The organism is Martinezella lusitana, from assembly GCF_014207095.1.
Taxonomy (GTDB): Bacteria; Pseudomonadota; Alphaproteobacteria; order Rhizobiales; family Rhizobiaceae; genus Rhizobium; species Rhizobium lusitanum_B.
The window spans coordinates 465,636-485,997 of sequence record NZ_JACHBG010000004.1 but is presented as its reverse complement, the minus strand read 5'-3'; the positions used below and the strand labels follow the sequence as shown (position 1 = coordinate 485,997).

Sequence of the window (20,362 nt, the reverse complement as noted above, 5' to 3'; positions counted from 1 at the left end):
TAATTCAAGTGACGGGACATCTGCCCGCGGCCGGAAGTTTCCGGCCTTTTGACGTGGCTTTAGAGCATTTCGAGGAAAAGTGGAAACTGGAATTGTCCGGGCCGGATATTTTTCTGGCTCAGTTCCCTTTGGCTGATACGACAGGCAGGTTGAGATCGACCATTCCGGCCTTGTCGAACATCAGCATGACAGGCACCGTGCCTCCCTTCTTGAAAGGCGTCTTCACCTGTTTGAACATCATATGCATCGTGTTCGGCGCAAGCGTCACGGTCGCACCCGCCGGAATGGCGATCCCGTCCTTGATTTCGCGCATCTTCATGATCTCGCCTTCCATCTTCATCTCATGCAGCTCGACCTTGCCCGCCGCCGATGAGGTGACCGATGCCAGCTTGTCGTCCGTCTTGCCGCCATTGTGGATGGTAATATAGCCGCCGCCGACCGGCTGACCCGGAAGCATGGCGCGAACATAACCACCGCTGATGTCGAGATCGCCGAGCTTGCCGGCAGCAGAGCCGGAGGGTGCGGGACCGGCATCCATATGCATCCCCGGCATGGACTTCATTGCACCGCTGTCCTGTGCGATCGCAGCACTCGTAGAAAGCGAAAAAGCTGCAACAGAAATCAACATTGCAGCGGCATGGTTGCGGTTCATCTGCGTCTCCTGCCCGGTCCTCAATCGAGTAGAAGGGATAGCCTCTCCCATGCCAGTTGCAAAGGCCCGTAATCATTGCGAAACGCAGGATTGATCGGCGCGACAAAAATTTGTTCAGCGGCGACACTTGCCCCCTTGCCATCTCTGGCCGGGACCGGATAATGGCACTCGACCTTGTTGGGAGAATCCGGCGCAAGCCGGTGCCGAAGGAGCAACCGCCCCGGAAACTCTCAGGCCAAAGGACCAGCAAGGGGCAGACGGAACTCTGGAGAGAAGCGCGAAAGCGTTCGCCGAAGGGATAACAATCTCAGGCAAAACAGACAGAGGGGGCTCATCGTCAGGCGCAACCGCGCCGAAATTGTGAGCTCTGCGCTTCGAGACAAGCGCAAAACCCGGAGGCGTCATTTGGACGAGACCGCTGCCCTCAAGAAAACACCGCTTCACGACCTGCATGTATCGCTCGGCGCCCGCATGGTGCCGTTTGCCGGTTACGACATGCCCGTGCAGTACCCCGCCGGCGTCATGAAGGAGCATCTTTGGACCCGCGCTTCCGCCGGCCTGTTCGACGTCTCCCACATGGGCCAGGTGACGATCCGCGCCCGTTCCGGCAAATATGAGGATGCGGCGCTGGCGCTGGAAAGCCTCGTGCCGGTCGATATTCTCGGCCTCGCCGAGAACCGCCAGCGTTACGGCTTCTTCACCGATGACAAGGGCGGCATCCTCGACGACCTGATGATCACCCATATGGACGACTATCTTTTCGTCGTCGTCAACGCTGCTTGCAAAGAACAGGATCTCAAGCATCTTCAAGACCATATCGGCGACAGTTGCGAGATTACCTTACTTGATCGCGCCCTCATTGCGCTGCAGGGGCCGCGCGCCGTCGACGTTCTCGCCGAGCTTTGGGCCGACATCGCCTATATGAAGTTCATGGACGTGCGCCATTGTCGCCTCCATGACGTCTCCTGCCTGGTATCTCGCTCCGGCTATAGCGGCGAAGACGGCTTCGAAATCTCCGTGCCTGCTGACAAGGCCGAGGATATCACCAAGCGCTTGCTGGAACATCCGGATGTGCAGCCGATCGGCCTCGGTGCCCGTGACTCGCTGCGCCTCGAAGCCGGTCTCTGCCTCTATGGCAACGATATCGACCAGACGACGTCCCCAATCGAAGGCGCGCTCGAATGGGCCATCCAGAAGGCCCGCAAGACCGGTGGCGCCCGTACAGGCAGTTTCCCCGGCGCGACCCGCATTCTCGGTGAACTCGATGGCGGCACCTCGCGTCGTCGTGTCGGCCTGAAGCCCGAGGGCAAGGCGCCGGTGCGTAGCCACGCCAAGCTTTATGCCGACGCCGAAGGCAAGACCGAAATCGGCGAGGTCACCTCGGGCGGCTTCGGCCCGAGCGTCGAATCCCCGGTTGCCATGGGCTATGTGCCGACCGCACTCACCGCGCCTGGCACCGTCGTTTATGCCGAAGTGCGTGGCAAGTATCTGCCGCTCGTCGTTAGCGCCTTGCCTTTCATCAAGCCTACCTACAAACGTTGAACGTCTTTTCCAGAGAGGATTACCCATGCTGAAATTCACCGAAGAACACGAGTGGCTGAAGGTTGAAGGCGATGTCGCAACTGTCGGCATCACGGCACATGCCGCCGAACAGCTCGGCGATCTCGTTTTCGTGGAATTGCCTGAAGTCGGCGCCAGCTTCTCCAAGGGCGGCGACGCAGCGACCGTCGAATCCGTCAAGGCAGCTTCGGAAGTCTATTGTCCGCTCGACGGAGAGATCACCGAAGTCAACGAAGCCATCACGGCCGATCCGGCACTCGTCAACTCCGACCCGATGGGCGCAGGCTGGTTCTTCAAGCTCAAGCTGAAGAATGTCAGCGATCTTGATGGTCTTCTTGATGAATCCGGTTACAAGGAGCTGATCGGATAATGACGACGCCTACGGAATTCACGTTCACCGACTACCAGCCGTACGATTTTGCCAATCGTCGTCATATCGGTCCGTCTCCGTCGGAGATGACCGAGATGCTGAAAGTCATCGGCTATAACAGCCTCGACGGCCTGATCGACGCGACGCTGCCGCCGGCCATCCGCCAGAAGACGCCGCTCTCCTGGGGCGCGCCGATGACGGAGCGCGAAGCGCTCGACAGGCTGCGCGAGACCGCGAACAAGAACAAGGTTCTCGTCTCGCTGATCGGCCAGGGCTACTACGGCACGATCACGCCGCCGGTCATCCAGCGCAACATTCTGGAAAACCCGGCCTGGTACACGGCCTATACGCCCTACCAGCCCGAAATCAGCCAGGGCCGCCTTGAGGCGCTGCTGAACTACCAGACGATGATCAGCGACCTCACCGGCCTCGATGTCGCCAACGCCTCGCTTCTCGATGAAGCAACGGCAGCGGCCGAAGGCATGGCGATGGCGGAACGCGTCGCCAAGTCCAAGGCGAAGGCTTTCTTCGTCGATTCCGCCTGCCACCCGCAGACCATCGCGCTCATCCAGACCCGTGCCGAGCCACTCGGCTGGACCGTCATCGTCGGCAATCCCTTCACGGATCTGGATCCGGTCGATGTCTTCGGCGCGATCTTCCAGTATCCGGGCACGCATGGTCACCTCAACGACTTCAGCGGCCTGATCGCGCGTCTGCACCAGACCGGTGCGATCGCCATTATGGCAGCCGATCTCCTGGCCTTGACGCTGCTGAAGTCGCCCGGCGAAATGGGTGCGGATATCGCCATCGGCTCGTCGCAGCGTTTCGGCGTTCCCGTCGGTTACGGCGGCCCGCATGCGGCCTATATGTCGGTCAAGGATGCCATCAAGCGCTCCATGCCCGGCCGCCTCGTCGGCGTTTCGGTCGATGCCCGTGGCAATCGCGCCTATCGCCTGTCGCTGCAGACCCGCGAACAGCACATCCGCCGCGAGAAGGCGACGTCGAACATCTGCACCGCCCAGGTGCTGCTCGCCGTCATGGCCTCCATGTATGCGGTCTTCCACGGTCCGCAGGGCCTGAAGGCCATCGCCCAGCAGGTCCACCAGAAGGCTGTCCTGACGGCCAAGGGTCTGGAAAAGCTCGGTTACACCGTCGAGCCGGAGACTTTCTTTGACACGATCACGGTCGAAGTCGGCCACATGCAGGGTCTCATCCTCCGCGCGGCAGTTGCCGAAGGTGTGAACCTTCGCAAGGTCGGCGAAACGAAGATCGGCATCAGCCTCGACGAGCGAACCCGCCCAGCAACGCTGGAAGCGGTATGGCGTGCATTCGGCGGGGATTTCCGTATCGCAGACTTCGAGCCTTCCTATCGCCTGCCGAAGGATCTGCTGCGCGCCAGCGAGTATCTGACGCATCCGATCTTCCACATGAACCGCGCTGAAAGCGAGATGACGCGTTACATCCGTCGTCTCTCGGACCGCGACCTGGCGCTCGACCGTTCGATGATCCCGCTCGGCTCCTGCACCATGAAGCTGAACGCCACGGCGGAAATGCTGCCGATCACCTGGCCGGAGTTCTCCGACATCCATCCTTTCGTGCCGGTCGACCAGGCGCTGGGCTACCGCGAAATGCTCGATGATCTCACGGACAAGCTCTGCGCGGTGACCGGTTACGATGCCTTCTCGATGCAGCCGAACTCCGGCGCGCAGGGTGAATATGCCGGCCTCCTGACCATTCGCAACTACCATATTGCCAATGGCCAGAGTCATCGCGACATCTGCCTTATCCCGACCTCCGCGCACGGCACCAATCCGGCCTCGGCGCAGATGGCGGGCATGAAGGTCGTGGTCGTCAAGGTTAGCGACAACGGCGATATCGATATGGCCGATTTCCGCGCCAAGACCGAGCAATATGCCGACAACCTCTCCTGCTGCATGATCACCTATCCTTCGACGCATGGCGTTTTCGAAGAGACGGTGAAGGAGATCTGCGATCTCGTGCACAAGCATGGCGGTCAGGTCTATCTTGATGGCGCCAACATGAACGCCATGGTCGGCCTCTCGCGTCCGGGCGACATCGGCTCCGACGTCAGCCACCTGAACCTGCACAAGACCTTCTGCATCCCGCACGGCGGCGGCGGCCCCGGCATGGGTCCGATCGGCGTCAAGGCACATCTGGCACCTCATCTACCCGGCCATCCGGAAACGGACGGTCGCAGCGGCGCGGTTTCGGCGGCAGCCTTCGGCTCGGCCTCCATCCTGCCGATCTCCTGGAGCTACTGCCTGATGATGGGTGGCGAAGGCCTGACGCAGGCAACGAAGGTGGCGATTCTCAACGCCAACTATATCGCTGCCCGCCTCAAGGGTGCCTACGACGTGCTCTACAAGTCCAAGGCCGGACGCGTCGCGCATGAATGCATCATCGATACCCGCCCGCTGGTCGCAAGCGCCGCCGTCACGGTCGACGATGTCGCCAAGCGCCTCATCGATTGCGGCTTCCACGCACCGACCATGAGCTGGCCGGTTGCCGGCACGCTGATGATCGAGCCGACCGAGTCGGAAACGAAGGCAGAGATCGATCGCTTCTGCGAGGCGATGCTGGCCATCCGCCAGGAAGCCCGCGACATCGAAGAAGGTCGCATGGACAAGGACAACAACCCGCTGAAGAACGCGCCGCATACGGTGGAAGACCTCGTCGGCGAATGGGATCGTCCCTATTCCCGCGAACAGGCCTGCTATCCGCCCGGTGCCTTCCGCGTGGACAAGTACTGGTCGCCGGTCAATCGCGTCGACAACGTCTACGGCGACAGGAACCTGATTTGCTCCTGCCCGCCGGTCGAGTCCTACGCCGAGGCCGCCGAGTAGCATTTTTGCGAAAAGGCGAAGCGGTTCAGTCGCTTCGCTTGCAATCGACATAAATCTATTGCGAAACTTGTCTAAGAAAACGCCGCGCGTCCTTTGGGACGCGCGGCGTTTTTCTTGACGCGGTAACGGGGCCTGGAATTCAGATTTATGCCGGAACAACCGGAATTTCATTTCGTCTCCGGCCGAACGGAGCATTCATTGCCCCCGCTGCTTTTGCTGCATGGCAGCGGCATGAATGAAATGTCGCTGATCCCGTTTGCGGATGCGGTAGCACCACAACGTCCGTATATGGCGCTGCGCGGCGGGGTCGAATGGGAGGATGGCTTCGCCTTCTTTCGCCGCAATCCCGACCGCAGCCTGGATCACGCCGATCTCGACAAGCAGACGGAACGGCTCTGTCGTTTCATCGAAACGGCAATGGAGCGACAACTGCTTGCGCGACCGCCTGTTTTGCTTGGCTTCTCCAACGGCGCTATTATGGCTGCATCGCTTCTCCGGCACATGTCCAAGATCGCCTCGGCCGCGATTCTGCTGCGACCTCTTTCACCGGCACCCGATGCAGATTTGCCGTTACTGACAGCGCTGCCGACCCTGATCATATCAGGCGAATATGATCAGCGCCGGAAGCCCGGCGACGCGGATCTCGTCAGCCAACAATTTACAAAGGCCGGTGCTGACGTCAGCGACCACAAACTACCCATCGGCCACGACCTCCATCCGGACGAGCCCAAGATCGTCCGTGACTGGCTCATACGGAAAGGCTTATGACAATGAACGAGGAGAACTCCTTCGACGTGGACAATCCCGACAGCTACATCGCCGCCGCCTTCGAAACGGACGATCCGTCCTCGATCGCCAAGGCATTGGGCGAAGTGGCGCGCACCCGCAATATGAGCAAGCTCGCCAAGGATGTCGGCATGAACCGCTCCGCGCTCTATCGCGCGTTGAGCGGCGACGGAAACCCGGAATTCGCGACGATCCTGAAAGTTGTCAGGGCGCTCGGCCTCAAGCTGACGCCGGTGCCAGCGGCGAACTGAGACCTGGAAAATCCACCCGTCGAGCAATTCCGGGAAAAGCGGAAATGCTCTTGTCGCCTAGCCGATCGCTTCTTCCAGCAGGAGGAGGATGAGAAAGCCTGCGAAAAACATGGCCGTTACCCAGGGACGGTCAGGTGTTTCATGCGCTTCGACCAGCAACTCCTCGGTGACGAGATAGAGAAGCGCAATCAGCCCGAACGCGAAGAACCCGGTCAGAATGGGATCCGGCAAGGAAGCGATAGGAGTGCCAAGTAAAGCGCCTATCGGTAGCAGAAGCGTAAGCGCCGCCGTGATCGCGACGATCCTCGCGCGGGAGCGAACGCTGTCGCCAAGCTCGTTTGCAACGGTCAGCCCAAGGAACAATACCTCGATCGTCAAGGCGATCGTCAGCAGCAGCCCAACCTTTGGGCCGGCCGCAAAGCCGATACCGAGCACGAGGCCATCGATCAGAATGTCGATGCCGATGGCCGCGAGCAGGCCCACCGGTCCTTTGGCCCAATTTTCCAACTGTTTGACCAGCAGCATGACGCCGACGCCGATCGCACCGCCGATAACCGTCGCCAAGGGAGAGCTGCGATGCATGACATCGGGTAGGATTTCACCGGCGGCTGCCGCAAACACGACGCCTGCCGCAAAATGCTGGATGGCGCTGATGAGATTTGGCCCCGGCCGCGTGTTCACCGCGACGGCAGCACCGGCGATCGCCGCGCCTGCCGGTATCAATGTGTAAGCCCACGCCGATGCGGCCATAACATCCCCCGTCGCGCGCCTTGGCGGTTATCCGGTCGAGCCGGCAGCCAAGGAGGCGGCGGAGAAAACCTGGGCGTGCTTCCATCAAAGCACGAAACGCATCGTGGTGAAATACGGCAACGTCCGCTTTACGCGGGTTGTGCGGCCTGACGCTGAGCAGCCAGGGCGGCAAGATCTGCGGGTTTCAATTCAACGGATTCGCCGCAGCCGCAGGCTGAGGTCTGATTCGGATTGGTGAAGGTGAAACCCGACCGGAGAGTCGTGATCTCGAAGCCCATTTGGGTACCGAGCAGATAAAGCACGGCCGACGGCTCGACCCAAACCCGAGCACCATCATGCTCGATCAGATCGTCCTTCGCATTCGGCTCGGTCACCAGGTCGATGGTATATTCCATCCCGGCGCAACCGCCCTTCTTGATGCCGACGCGAACGCCCTTGGCATCAGGACCGGAATTTTCGACGATCGCTTTGACGCGGGCTGCCGCCGCATCGGTCATGCTCATGACTGCAAAGCCCATGGGCTCATTCTCCTTCCGCAACCGGGGTCAAGATCCGGCGCTTCGAGTCTCAATGTAAAGCCGGCGGCTTAAACCTTCAATACCAACCGACCGCAACCTGTGCTTCTTCGGACATACGATCCGGCGTCCATGGCGGATCGAAGGTCATGCTGACATCGACGCCGGAAACGCCTTCGACGGCGCCGACGGCATTTTCGACCCAGCCGGGCATCTCGCCCGCGACCGGGCAACCGGGAGCGGTCAAGGTCATGACGATCTTCACCATGCGGTCGTCTTCGATGTCGATTTTGTAGACCAGGCCCAGTTCGAAGATGTCAGCGGGAATTTCTGGATCGTAGACCGTTTTCAGCGCAGAGACGATGTCGTCGCTGAGGCGAGCCAGCTCATCCTCGGGGATGCTGGAATGCACGATCCCTTCGCGCGCGTCGATCTTCTGTTCGCTTTCGTCGAGTGACATCACTTGCCTCCTCAGGCAAAGAATTTCCGTGCATATTCCAGTGCATCCGCCAAGGCATCCACCTCGGCGCGCGTATTGTACATGCCGAACGATGCACGGCATGTGGAGGTGACACCGAAGCGTTTCAAGAGCGGCTGGGCGCAATGGGTGCCGGCGCGAACGGCAACACCCTGCCGGTCGATCACCATTGAAACGTCGTGGGAATGAATTCCGGCAAGCTCAAAGGAAAAGATGCCGCCCTTGCCGGGCGCCGTGCCGATAACGCGCAGGGAATTGATATCCCGCAGCCGTTCCGCCGCGTAAGCGGCTAGATCTGCCTCGTGTCGCGCAATCGCTTCGCGGCCGATGCTGTCCATATAGTCGAGCGCGTAGCCAAGGCCGATGGCCTGCACGATCGGCGGCGTTCCCGCCTCGAAGCGATGCGGCGGCTCGTTGTAGGTAACGTTTTCCTCGGTGACGTCGAAAATCATCTCGCCGCCGCCTTGGAACGGCCTCATCTCGGCAAGCCGTTCCTTCTTGCCGTAGAGCACGCCGATACCCGAAGGACCATAAAGCTTGTGACCGGTCATGACATACCAGTCGCAATCGATATCCTGCACGTCGACGGGCATATGCACTGCGCCCTGTGAGCCGTCGATCAGCACGGGAATGCCGCGCTCATGGGCGATTCGACACACTTCCTTCACCGGAACGACTGTTCCCAGCGCATTCGACATATGCGTGATGGCGACAAGCTTGGTGCGCTCCGTGAGGCTCTTCTCGAAATCCTCGATATGGAATGCACCCTCGTCGTCGACGGGCACCCAGACCAGCTTGGCGCCCTGCCGTTCCCGGATGAAATGCCATGGAACGATATTGGAGTGATGCTCCATGATGGAGACGACTATCTCATCGCCCTCGCCGATCTTCGGCATGCCCCAGCCATAGGCGACCGTGTTGATCGCCTCGGTCGAGTTCTTGGTAAAGACAATATCGTCGACCGACGGCGCATTCAGGAAGCGACGTACCTTTTCGCGTGCCGCTTCATAGGCTTCCGTGGCCACATTGGACAGGAAGTGCAGGCCGCGATGCACATTCGCATACTCGTTCGAATAGGCGTGCGAAATCGCGTCGATAACGACCTGCGGCTTCTGCGCGGAGGCGCCGTTGTCGAGATAGACCAGCGGTTTGCCATGCACCGTTTTCGCCAGGATCGGGAAATCCCGGCGAATAGCTTCAACGTCATAGGCTGTTGCCGGCACGATCTTGTCCACGAGCTTTGCCTCCAATCAGGCGTGCTTTTCCAGCCAGGCGGAGATAACGCTTTCCAGCGCCTCGACCAGGGCTTCGTCTTCCAATTCCTCGACGATCTCGGCAACGAAAGCGTTGACCAGCATAGCGCGAGCCTTGTTCTCGGGAATGCCGCGCGCCATCAGATAGTAGAGATGGTTCTTGTCGATATCGGCAACCGTCGCGCCGTGACCGCACTGAACGTCGTCGGCGAAGATTTCGAGTTCGGGCTTCACCGAAAACTCGGCATCGTCGGACATCAGCAGCGTGTTGCAGGCCATCTTGGCGTCGGTCTTCTGCGCATCCGGTGCGACCCGGATCATGCCCTGAAAGACGCCGCGAGCGCGATCGAACACCACGTTGCGGATAACTTCTGTGGAACCGGTGTTCGGAACGTCATGGCCAAGCACCATCGTCACGTCCGTATGGGTATCACCACCGAGCAGATTGATGCCGCGAAGCGTCAGATCTGCGCCCTCGCCTGTTACCTTGATGTACAGTTCCTGACGTACGAGCTTGCCGCCAGCATTGATGACAAACAGCTTCAGCTTGGCATCTTCTCCGAGATCGATGCGGAGCTGGCCAAGATGGGTGTCTTCGCTGCCTTGCTCCTGCAGGATAATCCAGGTGATTTCGGAACCTTTGCCGATCGTGACTTCGCTCACGGAAGAGACGAGTGCGGCAGCGCCTTCAACCGCCTGATGGCGCTCGATAAAGGTTGCCTTGACATCGGCACCGAAGGAAACCGGCAGGCGGCTATGGATCTGGCCGCCGGCATGGATGAACTGCACTTCCAGAGGCGCCTCGAGTTCGGTGCCGACAGGAATATCGATGACATAACCATCGCGCACGAAGCTCGCATTGATGCGCCCGATGGCGTCATCCTTGTCGAGCGCTTCGAGCCCGGCCGCAGCCGTGCCATTGATCAGGCTGTCGGCGTAGCGTCCGACCGTCAAAGCCTTGACGGCAGCCTTCTCGCTTGCCTTGCCCTGCAGAACCGCGAGAACGGAGGAGCCTTCGACCGTCGCCGGGAGAGCCTCGACGAGACCCTTGCCGATGTCGCTCGGCACCAGCCGCAGCAGATTCTTGAAATCGGTATAGTGCCAGGCCTCGACGCGGCGCGTCGGCAGGCCTTCCGTCTTCAGTTCGTCCAGCAGGCGGTCGCGGACGGCGAACACGTCGCCATCACCCGGCAGATCGCCAAGCTGTTCGTTATATGCCTCGATCAGCGCCGTTTCGGCTGAAGTCAGGCGGTTCGTCGTCTGAATGTTCATCGACGTGTCCTTTCCGCCTCGATCAGGCTGCAGCTCCGATGATGTCGGCATAACCGTTGGCTTCGAGTTCATGGGCCAGCGTCTTGTCGCCGGACTTGATCACCTGGCCCTTGTAGAGAACGTGAACGGTGTCCGGAACGATGTAGTCGAGCAGGCGCTGATAGTGGGTGATGACGATCACGGCACGATCCGGAGAGCGTAGCGCATTGACGCCATCGGCAGCGATCTTCAGCGCATCGATGTCGAGGCCGGAGTCGGTTTCGTCAAGCACGCAAAGCTGCGGCTCCAGCAGCGCCATCTGCAGGATTTCGGCGCGCTTCTTCTCACCGCCGGAGAAGCCGACGTTAAGCGGGCGCTTCAGCATCTCCATGTTGATCTGCAGTTTGCCGGCAGCATCCTTGACGCGGCGGATGAAATCCGGCGTCGTCAGCTCATCTTCGCCGCGGGCCTTGCGCTGCTCGTTCAGGGCCACCTTCAGGAACTGCATGGTGGCAACGCCTGGGATTTCGACCGGATACTGGAAGGCAAGGAAGATACCCTTGGAAGCACGCTCGGCGGCGTCGAGTTCCAGAATGCTCTCGCCGTTGTAGAGAATGTCACCCTCGGTGACTTCATAGTCGTCGCGGCCGGCAAGAATATAGGACAGCGTCGACTTGCCGGAGCCGTTCGGGCCCATGATGGCGGCAACTTCACCCGCCTTCACCGTCAGGTTCAGGCCACGGATGATCTCGGTGCCGTCTTCGGCGATACGGGCATGCAGGTTCTTGATTTCAAGCATTGTATAATCCTAACAAAGGAATGGACGTGCGGCGCGCCTGGCGCGCCAAAACTAATTCTCTATGCGAGCGTCAGCCGACGCTGCCTTCGAGCGAGATGCTGATCAGCTTCTGCGCTTCAACGGCAAATTCCATCGGCAGTTCCTGCAGGACTTCCTTGACGAAACCGTTGACGATCAGCGCGATCGCCGCTTCCGTCGGGATGCCACGCTGCAGGCAGTAGAACAGCTGGTCCTCGGAGATCTTTGACGTCGTGGCTTCATGCTCGAACTGCGCCGTCGAATTCTTGGCTTCGATGTAAGGCACGGTATGCGCGCCGCACTTGTCGCCGATGAGCAGCGAATCGCACTGCGTGAAGTTGCGCGCGTTCGACGCCTTGCGGTGAGCCGAGACTTGGCCGCGATAGGTGTTCTGCGAGACGCCGGCAGCGATGCCCTTCGATACGATGCGGCTCGACGTGTTCTTGCCGAGATGGATCATCTTGGTACCGCTATCGATCTGCTGGTGGCCGTTGGAAACGGCGATCGAATAGAATTCGCCGCGGCTATCGTCGCCGCGCAGAATGCAGGACGGGTATTTCCAGGTAATAGCCGAGCCGGTTTCGACCTGAGTCCAAGAAATTTTCGAACGATCGCCTCGGCAATCACCACGCTTAGTGACGAAATTGAAGACGCCGCCCTTGCCGTCCTTATCGCCCGGATACCAGTTCTGGACAGTGGAATACTTGATTTCGGCGTCATCCAAAGCGACGAGCTCGACGACGGCAGCGTGTAGCTGGTTTTCGTCACGCTGGGGCGCGGTGCAGCCTTCGAGATAGGAGACATAGGCTCCCTCTTCGGCGATGATCAGCGTGCGCTCGAACTGGCCCGTGTTCTTCTCGTTGATACGGAAGTAGGTCGACAGCTCCATCGGGCACCGAACGCCCTTCGGCACGAAGACGAACGACCCGTCGGTGAAGACGGCCGAATTCAGTGTGGCGTAATAGTTATCGGAGGTCGGGACGACCGAGCCGAGATATTTGCGCACGAGTTCGGGATGTTCGCGGATCGCTTCCGAGATCGACATGAAGATCACGCCGGCCTTCTTTAGCTCTTCCTTGAAGGTGGTGACCACCGAGACGGAATCGAACACCGCATCCACGGCGATCCGCGGCTTTTCGACGCCGGCCAGCAGTTCCTGTTCACGCAAGGGAATGCCGAGCTTCTCATAGACCTTCAGCAGCTCCGGATCGACCTCGTCCAACGATTTCGGCCCCGGCGTGCTCTTCGGCGCGGCATAGTAATAGATGTCGTTGAAATCGATCTTCGGATAATCGACGCGGGCCCAGGTGGGCTCTTGCAAAGTCAGCCAGCGGCGATAAGCCTCCAGACGCCATTCCAGCATCCAGTCAGGCTCCTGCTTCTTGGTGGAAATGAAGCGGATAATATCCTCCGACAGGCCTTTGGGAGCCTTGTCGACTTCGATTGTGGTTTCAAAACCATATTTATACTGGTCCACATCGATCAGACGGACCTGATCGATCGTCTCTTGGACGGCAGCCATGTCGTTCTCCAATCTCGCCGGATCCAAGGTCCGGCAGCTTGTCAACGTTACAGCAGACTTTTGTCTGCCCCCTATGTAGTCGGCCAAAAGGGACTTTTCAGCCCACTTGGCAAGCGGAAATTTCCATTTCCGCAAATTTGTGGCCGTCAGGCCGCGGCACCCACCGGTTTGCGTCGGCCGGCGATGCGGGCGAAAGCCGCAATGGCACGATCGACATCCTCAGCGCTCGTGGTGGAGCCCAGCGAAATGCGAAGCGCTCCGAGCTTCGGATCGCATCCCATCGCCATGAGCACATGGCTTTCGCCGACTTTGCCTGACGAGCAGGCCGATCCGGCCGAAATGGCGACGCCTTCGAGATCGAAGGCAATCTGTCCGGTCTCGGATTTCAGACCCGGCAAGGTGAAGAAGCTGGTATTCGGGACGCGCGGGCCATCCTTGCCGTGAATAATGACGTCAGACGCCGCGAGCTGCATGCCTTCTTCGAGCCGATCCCGCAGCGCGCCGATCTCGGCATTCCGACCGTCGAGGTCTGCAACGGCCGCTTCCGCTGCCGCACCAAAACCGATGATTGCCAAAGTGTTTTCCGTACCCGAACGATGGCCCTTTTCCTGGCCGCCGCCATGGATGAGCGGCTTCGGCATCAGCACTTCTCCGCGCGAGACGAGCGCACCCGCGCCCTTAGGGCCGCCGATCTTGTGCGAGGATACGATGAGAAAATCCGCCCCGATGGCATTGATATCGACGGGCACACGACCGGCCGCCTGAACCGCGTCGACGACGAAGAGACCGCCAGCGGCTTGAACGATCCGCGCCGCCTCCGCAACGGGCTGCAGGATTCCGGTCTCGTTGTTGGCGAGCATGATCGCGACTATCGGCATCCCCGCGGCTTTATCATGGGCCGACAGCGTCGCTTCCAGCGCGGCAAGATCAACGACACCGCCCGATGTCACCGGAATCTCGCTGATTCCAGCTTTCGGAAATCGTCCACCCTCGCGAACAGCGGGATGCTCAACCGCAGACATATAGAGGTGGCTGACCACAAGTGGCGTGCGCCCCATGCGGAATTCCGGCGTCAGCACCATATTGGCCGCCTCAGTAGCGCCGCTGGTGAAGACAACATGAGCGGATTCGGCACCCGTAAGGCTTGCCACCTGACGACGTGCAGCCTCGACGGCAGCGCGGGCGGCTCTACCTTCCCCATGCACGGAATTGGGGTTGCCCTGAATATCCATCGCACGTAGCATTGCATCCCGCGCCGCCGGATGAAGGGGCGCAGTGGCATTCCAGTCGAGATAAAGGCGCGTCGCCGCCATGATCGTCTTCCTGCCTGCATGTTGCTTTGTCTGCCTGGCTCATTTTCCTTGAAATTTCAGCCGGGCATGCCTTATGACACGTTCCACACAGCGTTGAACAGGCAACGCGCGGAACACCGCATCAAGTTTCGAATTGTTCTAAACTGCGTTCTAGAAAACTTGAGCGCATTCGTCAAGTCAACTTGCTGCGTGCCGTTGGGTTTGAACGCAGAAAAAGAAGAGCCGGAGTATCGATGCCCGAAGTTATTTTTAACGGCCCCGCAGGCCGCCTCGAAGGTCGCTATCAGCCCTCGAAGGAAAAAAGCGCCCCGATCGCCATCATTCTTCATCCCCATCCGCAGTTCGGCGGCACGATGAACAATCAGGTGGTCTACCAGCTCTTCTATATGTTCCAGAAGCGCGGTTTCACCACTCTTCGCTTCAACTTCCGTGGCATCGGCCGCAGCCAGGGCGAATTCGATCACGGCGCCGGCGAGCTGTCCGACGCAGCATCGGCGCTCGACTGGGTGCAGAGCCTGCACCCAGATTCGAAAAGCTGCTGGGTCGCCGGCTACTCCTTCGGCGCCTGGATCGGCATGCAGCTGCTGATGCGCCGCCCGGAGATCGAAGGCTTCATGTCGATCGCGCCGCAGCCGAATATCTACGACTTCTCCTTCCTGGCGCCCTGCCCGTCTTCCGGCCTGATCATCAACGGCGATGCCGATAAGGTCGCTCCGGAAAAGGACGTCAACGGTCTCGTCGAGAAGCTGAAGACCCAGAAGGGCATCCTGATCACGCACAAGGTCGTGTCGGGTGCCAACCACTTCTTCAACGGCCAGGTCGAAACGTTGCTCGGCGAATGCGAAGACTATCTCGATCGCCGCCTGAACGGCGAACTGGTGCCAGAACCGGCCGCCAAGCGCATCCGCTAAGAGGCGTCTCCTCTCAGAGCGTTTCCGCGGTTCTCTGAAACGCGGAAACGCTCTTTTTTATTGCTTGCGTATTCCGGACGGAATTCGGCTGAGCACTTTTCCCGGAACTGCTCCTAGCGCGACATCCTGAAACAAAGTCCCGGAGCGCCACTGACGACGATCGGTGCTTCGTACTGCATGCCGATTTTCTGGAGAACCCGCTGCGAAGCAACGTTTTCCGGGTGCGTGAATGCGATGAACCGATCGGCAAAGCCGCGGCTGAAAAACCACTTCGCCAGTGCGCCGGCGATCTCCGTGGCGTAGCCGTTGCCCCAGGCATCCTGACGAAGCGAATAGCCGAGTTCGAACTCGCCCCGCCCACACTCCTGGAAGCGCGAAAAGCCGGCTCGGCCGATAAAGCGCCCATCGTCGCGCCGCAGCATCTTGTATTTGGTCGTGCCGTCTCGCGCATGTTCATCGAACCAGCTTTTCAACCGCTCCTCTGCCTTCTCTATCGTCCAGGGAGCGGCGCCCGACAGGTAGCGCGTCGTTTCGATCGAGGAATGCAGCTGCCGAATCATAGCGGCATCCGTACAATCCCACATCGTCAGAACGAGGCGCGGGGTTTCGAGAATGATGGTGTCACTCATTTGCCTGCCTGTTTCGCAATGGATCCAAAGCCGCTGCAACCTATACGCCAGTATCGATCGGAAGCCGAGCGCCAAAGCGCGTAACGGTCTCGCAGATCCGCTTCCTCCGCCTCAACTTTTTGATCTGGCGCCAGATGACTTCAAATCAGTAAGACGGCCGTCCTGAATCAGAAGGCCCGCCGAAGCGGGCCTTCATATGACTGGTCAGTCTTATTGATCACCGGCAGGCAGAGATCAGTGACATGCAGGTAGGCCGGGCTCGCCGCACTTCTTCTTTTCCGGCGGCTTCTGCGGCGGAGGCGCAGGTGGCTTCTGTTGCACGATCTTGGGTTGGGGCTGCGGTTGCGGCCTCGGCTGAGCCTGAGGCCTAGGTTGAGCCTGCTGCACTGCCGCCGGCGCTCTCGCCTGAACGGCAGCATGCGGCACCGGCCGTGGTTGCTGCGAGACCACGGGATTAACCTGCCGAGGCGGCTGTGCAACAACGCGAGGCTGGCTGCTGACTTGCGGCGGCCGGTTGTTGATAACGGCCTTCGGCTTCGGCGGAACCTTGGCGGCAATGGTAGGCGACGCCGGCTTCACTGCTTGCCCGTGCGCATTGGGCTTCGGTGCGGCGGCAACGGAGTTCGGCGTTGCGCCGGGAACAGCCGGAGGTACAGGGGTTTTGGCAATCGGATTTTGCCCCTTTACCGAAGGCGCGTTGCCGGCAGGCGACAAGGGTTGCGCCTTGGAACCGGGAAGCACATGCGCATTGGCGTTCGAGCCCGGCTGGCCGGGTTTAGGCTGGTTTGCCTGAGCCGCACCGGGAGTAACCGGAAGCTTGCCACCTGCCGGCAGCGGCTGACCATTGGCTCCCGGAAGGGCGTGGGCATTGCCATTCGTGGCCGCTTGGCCTGGCTGAGTCGCGACGGCCGGATTTTGCACGGCGTTCGGTGCGATCTGAGGTTTTTGCGCCTGTGTGGCACCGGGTGTGGTCGGCAACTTGCCGGCAGCCGGCAGTGGTTGGCCATTTGCACCCGGAAGCGCATGAGCGGCATTTCCCGTCTGCGCCTGCGGCTGGGCCGACGGCGCTACAGCCGGAGCAGCCCCCGGCGCGGTTTTGACGACAGCGGCGGGATTCTGCTTCTGCAGAACCGCAGCCTTCTTCTGCACCGAGGGCGGCAAGGCAACATGCAGTGCCGCAGCACCTGCACCGGCAATGACGGCAGCTCCGACCAACTTCTGCCCCGTCGTCAGCCCTGGCGCTGCCGGAGCGGCACCGTTCTCGTTGACGGTCGTGTTGTTGTTGACCACCGTGTTGTTCACAACGGTATTGTGGATGTTGTTGAAGATGACGTTGTTTTCCGGCGGCGCGATATCGCGGGGCGGTTCGACCCATTCCGGCACGGGAACGTAAACCGGCTCCGGCAAGACATAGAGATCGACCGCTGGCGCAGGCGGCGCAAGCACGACGAAGTCCGGCGGCGGCGGGGCCAGAAAGACGACAGGCGGCGGCGGCGCATAGCCGAAGTCGGCATCGTCGAAATAGAGCACGGGCCGGTCGACATAGACGATCTCCGGCGGCGGTGGCGGCGGTACGTCATACTCGATCACGGCAAACGATGGCGGTGGCTCAAGCGCTGCCTCGAAATGATCAAGACGCCGGCGCGCATCCCACACATGGGGACCGCGTGGATAGCGCCTCAGGTAAGACCAGTAGGCCTCGGGCGTATCGGCACGCCAGGTTTCGCGCCAGGTGATTGCCTCGCGGCGGGCAGCAACGATGGCGCGCACCCGTTTTGCCATGGCATCATTCGGATAGGCGGCCAGGAAATCCTCATAGCCTTGCAGCGTATCGCGATCGAGTGCGGCGAAGTAGGCATCGCGCTCGTCGAAATCGCGGATCGCCTTGGTCCGGATCGCGGCATTGTCGTAGCTGGAGACCTGGGCCGAGGGCGCAGCGGGGCCACGATCGAAGAAGGTAAAGGCGTTCTTGAACTTGGAAGCATCCCAGGAAATCTGTGCGCCCTTGGTCAGATCGCTAACCCGCAGTCGCGTCCGATCGAACACGTCATCGAGCGGGAGCCCGCCGACACGTATCATTTCCGCCAGCGCATGGGCATAGGAGCCGTAAGGACCTGCCTCCTGCGGCGCGACCGTTCCGGGCGCCGCATTGAAGGCGATCAGCTGATTGGCATCAGGATCGACCAGCGCCAGGCCACCTGCGAGCGGCTGATTGGACTGAACAAATGGATTGGCTCTCGCCGCATCGAGCACGACGATACTGCCGCGATTGTTCAGCGATGCCAGCGACTTGGTGAAGTCCGTAATCCGCAGCGCCTCGACCGGCACATCGGTGGCATTGGCCATTTGCGCATCGACAGGAACGAAATAGTTGTCGCCCTGATATTGCACCCCGTAGCCCGCCAGATAGACGAAGACGGCGGTGTTGGGGCCTGACGCGTTCGCTTTCGTCAGAAAGTCCCTCATCGCGTCGCGCAACCCATTCTGATCGAGGTCGCGCGCGCCGATCACATCGAAGCCGGCGGCTTGAAGCGTCTGCGCAATGAGGCCGGCGTCATTGGCAGGCGTCGCCAAGGCGCCAGCCTTGTAAGCCGCGTTGCCGACGACAAACGCTATTCTCTTTTCAGGAGAGCCCTGCGCTTGGGCTGGACTCACGGCAACAACGCCTGCCAAAACCAACATCAGGGCGAGGAGTGCAGAGATCGTCTTTTTGAATGACAATCCTATCATCGATAGCAAAGGTGACATACCGGTTTCTTTCACGAAACATGTGGCGCACACGGGATCAATAACAAAGGGTTAGGCTTCGATTCAGGCGATTGCGCGGCATATTCCGGGCAGTATCGGGGCGATGTTACGGTGCATTCACGTTGAGACGCGCCAAATTACAAATGGCGCCGACCGCCCCGCCCGGCTACCAAAACCGGGCCTTTGCATCAAACCAAAATGGTGACGCGCCGGCAAATCAATGCTAAACGCGCCCGGCAACATTCAACAATAGTGAGTTCGCCGCACGACCTTACCGCGGCGTCGAGAGACCAAGATCATGGCTGAGTTCAAATCCGATTTCCTGCGCACACTGCAAGAGCGTGGCTTCATTCATCAGATTTCCGATGAAACGGGCCTCGACGACCTTTTCGCCAAGGAAACCGTAACAGCCTATATCGGCTATGATCCGACGGCATCGAGCCTGCATGTCGGCCATCTCACCCAGATCATGATGCTGCACTGGCTGCAGGCGACCGGCCACCGGCCGATCTCCCTGATGGGCGGCGGCACCGGCATGGTCGGCGACCCCTCGTTCAAGGAAGAGGCGCGCAAGCTAATGACCATCGACATGATCGAGGACAACATCGCCTCGATCAAGCGCTGCTTCTCCAATTACCTCGACTACGACAGGCCGGACAATGCGGCCTTGATGATCAACAACGCCGAGTGGCTGCGCTCGCTGAACTATCTTGAGTTCCTGCGCGATGTCGGCCGTCACTTCTCGGTCAACCGCATGCTGTCTTTCGACAGCGTGAAGACGCGCCTCGACCGCGAGCAGTCGCTATCCTTCCTCGAATTCAACTACATGATCTTGCAGGCATACGATTTCGTCGAGCTCGCAAAGCGCTACGATTGCCGCCTGCAGATGGGCGGCTCGGATCAGTGGGGTAACATTGTCAACGGCATCGATCTCGGTCACCGCATGGGGACGAAGCAACTCTTCGCACTGACATCGCCGCTACTGACGACCTCTTCCGGCGCTAAAATGGGCAAATCTGCCTCCGGCGCCGTCTGGCTGAACGCCGATCTGTTGCCGGTCTATGATTTCTGGCAGTACTGGCGCAATACCGAGGATGCGGACGTTCCGCGCTTCCTCAAACTGTTCACGACATTGCCGATGAACGAGATCGCACGACTTTCCGCCATCGCGGGCTCAGAACTCAACGAGGTCAAGAAGATCCTTGCCACCGAAGTCACGGCAATCCTTCACGGCCGCGCAGCGGCCGAACAGGCAGCCGAAACGGCACGCAAGACCTTCGAGGAAGGCGGGCTGTCCGAAAACCTTCCATCGGTCGATGTGCCGGCATCCGAACTCGAAGCCGGAATCGGGCTTCTGTCGCTGGTCGTTCGCGCCGGCCTTGCCGCCTCGAACGGTGAAGCACGCCGCCACGTTCAGGGCGGCGCTGTGCGCATCAACGACGAGCCCGTCAGCGATGAACGCAAGGTCATCGGCACCGGTGAAATCACCGCCGATGGCGTCATCAAGCTGTCGCTTGGCAAAAAGAAGCACATCCTGATCCGCCCGGCTGCTTGAGTAATCGAGCAACCTAAGAAGAAACAAAGCCGGCGCTTCCCGCCGGCTTTTTGTTTACACTTAACTCGGACGCGTGATGCGATCGAAGATTACGAACCGTGCAAGCTTTTCTGCTTTTCAATGTCGGCACCCGACAC

18 protein-coding genes and 2 riboswitches are annotated in these 20,362 nt (G+C 60.1%); of the genes, 7 read left to right on the top strand and 11 right to left on the bottom strand.

Annotated elements, in window-relative coordinates; all coding sequences use genetic code 11:
- Positions 1 to 118: 118 nt before the first annotated feature.
- Positions 119 to 652 (bottom strand): copper chaperone PCu(A)C, encoded by a 534-nt coding sequence (locus GGD46_RS12635; protein ID WP_184704228.1) that lies wholly within the window; start codon positions 650 to 652, stop codon positions 119 to 121.
- 168 nt (positions 653 to 820) lie between these two features.
- Positions 821 to 904, top strand: a riboswitch (glycine riboswitch).
- 3 nt (positions 905 to 907) lie between these two features.
- A riboswitch (glycine riboswitch) is annotated at positions 908 to 986 on the top strand.
- A 71-nt stretch (positions 987 to 1,057) separates the two neighbouring features.
- Here GGD46_RS12635 and gcvT point away from each other — a divergent pair.
- The 5 genes from gcvT (at position 1,058) to GGD46_RS12610 (ending at position 6,483) form a co-directional block, all read left to right on the top strand.
- Positions 1,058 to 2,194 carry a glycine cleavage system aminomethyltransferase GcvT gene (gene gcvT / locus GGD46_RS12630; RefSeq protein WP_184704226.1) on the top strand — a complete coding sequence of 379 codons (1,137 nt, stop codon included), beginning with the start codon at positions 1,058 to 1,060 and terminating at the stop codon, positions 2,192 to 2,194.
- 25 nt (positions 2,195 to 2,219) lie between these two features.
- A complete protein-coding gene (gene gcvH / locus GGD46_RS12625) occupies positions 2,220 to 2,582 on the top strand; it encodes a glycine cleavage system protein GcvH (RefSeq protein WP_184704224.1) in 363 nt (120 codons plus the stop codon).
- The gene (gene gcvP, locus GGD46_RS12620) at positions 2,582 to 5,446 is read left to right on the top strand and encodes an aminomethyl-transferring glycine dehydrogenase (RefSeq protein WP_184704222.1); all 2,865 of its coding nucleotides are present in this window, start codon (positions 2,582 to 2,584) and stop codon (positions 5,444 to 5,446) included. The genes gcvH and gcvP overlap by 1 nt, the downstream gene beginning before the upstream one ends.
- Positions 5,447 to 5,644: 198 nt before the next feature.
- Complete coding sequence (locus GGD46_RS12615; protein ID WP_246806279.1) at positions 5,645 to 6,214, top strand: alpha/beta hydrolase; 570 nt, start codon at positions 5,645 to 5,647, stop codon at positions 6,212 to 6,214.
- 2 nt (positions 6,215 to 6,216) lie between these two features.
- Complete coding sequence (locus GGD46_RS12610) at positions 6,217 to 6,483, top strand: addiction module antidote protein (protein ID WP_184704283.1); 267 nt, start codon at positions 6,217 to 6,219, stop codon at positions 6,481 to 6,483.
- Between the two features lie 57 nt (positions 6,484 to 6,540).
- Here GGD46_RS12610 and GGD46_RS12605 read toward each other — a convergent pair whose 3' ends face one another.
- From GGD46_RS12605 to GGD46_RS12570, 8 genes are all read right to left on the bottom strand, one after another.
- Positions 6,541 to 7,233: a ZIP family metal transporter gene (locus GGD46_RS12605; RefSeq protein WP_184704218.1), complete on the bottom strand. Its 693-nt coding sequence runs from the start codon at positions 7,231 to 7,233 to the stop codon at positions 6,541 to 6,543.
- Between the two features lie 128 nt (positions 7,234 to 7,361).
- Entirely contained in the window at positions 7,362 to 7,751 is a 390-nt protein-coding gene (gene sufA, locus GGD46_RS12600; protein ID WP_184704216.1) for a Fe-S cluster assembly scaffold SufA, read from the bottom strand.
- 76 nt (positions 7,752 to 7,827) lie between these two features.
- Positions 7,828 to 8,208, bottom strand: a complete 381-nt coding sequence (locus tag GGD46_RS12595; RefSeq protein ID WP_184704214.1) for an SUF system Fe-S cluster assembly protein — start codon at positions 8,206 to 8,208, stop codon at positions 7,828 to 7,830.
- 11 nt (positions 8,209 to 8,219) lie between these two features.
- Entirely contained in the window at positions 8,220 to 9,461 is a 1,242-nt protein-coding gene (locus GGD46_RS12590) for a cysteine desulfurase (RefSeq protein ID WP_184704212.1), read from the bottom strand.
- 15 nt (positions 9,462 to 9,476) lie between these two features.
- Positions 9,477 to 10,751, bottom strand: a complete 1,275-nt coding sequence (gene sufD, locus GGD46_RS12585; protein WP_184704210.1) for a Fe-S cluster assembly protein SufD — start codon at positions 10,749 to 10,751, stop codon at positions 9,477 to 9,479.
- A 22-nt stretch (positions 10,752 to 10,773) separates the two neighbouring features.
- Positions 10,774 to 11,529, bottom strand: a complete 756-nt coding sequence (gene sufC / locus GGD46_RS12580) for a Fe-S cluster assembly ATPase SufC (protein ID WP_184704208.1) — start codon at positions 11,527 to 11,529, stop codon at positions 10,774 to 10,776.
- A gap of 70 nt (positions 11,530 to 11,599) precedes the next feature.
- A complete protein-coding gene (sufB, locus tag GGD46_RS12575) occupies positions 11,600 to 13,069 on the bottom strand; it encodes a Fe-S cluster assembly protein SufB (RefSeq protein ID WP_184704206.1) in 1,470 nt (489 codons plus the stop codon).
- A gap of 146 nt (positions 13,070 to 13,215) precedes the next feature.
- A complete protein-coding gene (locus tag GGD46_RS12570; protein ID WP_184704204.1) occupies positions 13,216 to 14,382 on the bottom strand; it encodes a cysteine desulfurase family protein in 1,167 nt (388 codons plus the stop codon).
- A gap of 233 nt (positions 14,383 to 14,615) precedes the next feature.
- On the opposite strand from GGD46_RS12570, the gene GGD46_RS12565 reads away from it, so the two are divergent.
- Entirely contained in the window at positions 14,616 to 15,293 is a 678-nt protein-coding gene (locus tag GGD46_RS12565; protein WP_047633174.1) for an alpha/beta hydrolase, read from the top strand.
- 113 nt (positions 15,294 to 15,406) lie between these two features.
- Here the strand turns inward: GGD46_RS12565 and GGD46_RS12560 are convergent, their stop codons facing one another.
- Positions 15,407 to 15,922 carry a GNAT family N-acetyltransferase gene (locus GGD46_RS12560; protein WP_184704202.1) on the bottom strand — a complete coding sequence of 172 codons (516 nt, stop codon included), beginning with the start codon at positions 15,920 to 15,922 and terminating at the stop codon, positions 15,407 to 15,409.
- Between the two features lie 234 nt (positions 15,923 to 16,156).
- Positions 16,157 to 18,670 carry a caspase domain-containing protein gene (locus tag GGD46_RS12555; RefSeq protein ID WP_184704199.1) on the bottom strand — a complete coding sequence of 838 codons (2,514 nt, stop codon included), beginning with the start codon at positions 18,668 to 18,670 and terminating at the stop codon, positions 16,157 to 16,159.
- Positions 18,671 to 18,968: 298 nt separating this feature from the next.
- Here GGD46_RS12555 and tyrS point away from each other — a divergent pair, with 298 nt between their 5' ends.
- Positions 18,969 to 20,225, top strand: a complete 1,257-nt coding sequence (gene tyrS, locus GGD46_RS12550) for a tyrosine--tRNA ligase (protein WP_184704197.1) — start codon at positions 18,969 to 18,971, stop codon at positions 20,223 to 20,225.
- Positions 20,226 to 20,362 lie beyond the last annotated feature (137 nt).